The sequence below is a fragment of the Psychromonas hadalis ATCC BAA-638 genome (assembly GCF_000420245.1).
In the GTDB taxonomy this organism is placed as follows: domain Bacteria; phylum Pseudomonadota; class Gammaproteobacteria; order Enterobacterales; family Psychromonadaceae; genus Psychromonas; species Psychromonas hadalis.
Window position 1 is genome coordinate 1 of the sequence record NZ_ATUO01000313.1, and the last position, 1,674, is coordinate 1,674.

Here is a 1,674-nt window from a genome sequence, read left to right on the forward strand (position 1 = left end):
TTGAGAAAATCTCAACAAACAGCATGGTAAAACAGTAAACAAAGCGTATATAAAAATCTAAAACACAACCTCAAAATAGAGCGACATCTAACGCCGCAATAAGCGGACTAAAATTGTTGGCTATAATGTGGAGCGAAGCGAAACTTAGCCAACTGTTTTAGTTCCGTTTGATTGCCTTGTTAGATGCTCGCGAACAGTTAAAAAGCACTGCAAATACAAACACATATTGAAATGGAATGGTAAAGCAAACCAACAAGATTTAAAGCTACTTAATTGTTAACTTTGAACTCCGCATGAAACACACAATGAAAATCACACAAAGCCAACAATTAAACAGTTTACGAACGTTTACAACAACCCTTTTAGCTTTCAATACTCAATTCAAAAACTAGCTGACGAGTTGAAATTGAAACTCAGCAGATTACAACAACACTGCAATTTTCAGATTGACGAAATACAAGTTAGCCAATGAAAGTAACAGCACAATCAACGCTACATTTCAGATTTTCTATTTTAGAAAATCGCCACAAACCGCATGTTAAAACCATAATCAAAGCGTATTTTCAAAATTAAAACACAACTGTTAGCGTCCACGTTGAACGACTTGTTAGGCCTTTTATAAACTTAAAAAATAGTTATAAACACCAGTATCTTTCTCATACCCAAGTGATTCATATAATGCCTGAGCATTAAAGTTATCTTCACATGTCTCAAGAGCAATACCTTTTGAATTTGTTTCAATAGCAAATGCTTTAGCAGTTTCCATCAGAGCTTTCCCAACACCTAAGCGCCTAGCGTCTGACGATACATAAAGATCATTTAACACCCAACTAGACTCAGCAGAAACTGATGAAAATGTTGGATACAACTGAGTAAAGCCTAAAGCGTTGCCACTTTCATCATGAGCGTAAAAAATCACAGAATCTTTATTTTTTAAACGGTCAGAAATAAAGCTAACAGCTAATACTAAATCGCTATCTTGTTTGTAAAAAACTCGATAAGAATTAAACAACTCGCTAACTTCATTTAGGTTTTCTAATACTGCACGTTTTACACTAATACTCATTGTTACTCCTGAGGCCTAACGCCCACTTAAGCGGACAAAAATAGTTGGTTAAAATGTGAAGCGAAGCGGAACCTAACCAACTGTTTTTGTTCCGTTTGAAGTGCTTGTTATATGCAAACTATGCATTTACCTTTTTATTTATGCCTAAAAGTGTACCACCAAAACCTATAAAATACGGAACTAAGATATAGCCTAAATTTATCACTGAAATATTCCAAGGACTTGCAATTATTGCTAGCGTAGAAAAACACAATAAAAGTAAAGCAATATTCGTTTTTTGATAAAACCCATAAACACCAGCAACACACATTAGCAATATTGAAAGAAATACCGCAGGAGTAAATGGAGCAGCACTTAGCAAAACGCATAAAATAGATAATATAATTAATAATGAATTTACTATTTTCATGCTCACAAGTTTCCTTTGCATATAACGCCACATTAAGCGGCAAATTACAGTTGGCTAAAATAAGTGAGGCACGAACAAAAAGCCAACTGTAATTTGTCCGTTTGAATGCCTTATAGTAAGACCAAGCCACTTATTTAATAAAGTAACTTACTATTAGTTAAGTGGAACATGCTTCTGTTGGTTACGAATATTAAATGCC

The 1,674-nt window shown here is 34.3% G+C and carries 2 protein-coding genes; both read right to left on the minus strand.

The features are described 5' to 3' along the window. Positions 1–616 precede the first annotated feature (616 nt). Entirely contained in the window at positions 617–1,066 is a 450-nt protein-coding gene (locus G322_RS0119190) for a GNAT family N-acetyltransferase (RefSeq protein ID WP_022943272.1), read from the minus strand. 118 nt (positions 1,067–1,184) lie between these two features. Next, positions 1,185–1,475, minus strand: coding sequence for a DUF6419 family natural product biosynthesis protein (locus G322_RS0119195; RefSeq protein ID WP_022943273.1), 291 nt, complete (start codon positions 1,473–1,475; stop codon positions 1,185–1,187). Positions 1,476–1,674 lie beyond the last annotated feature (199 nt).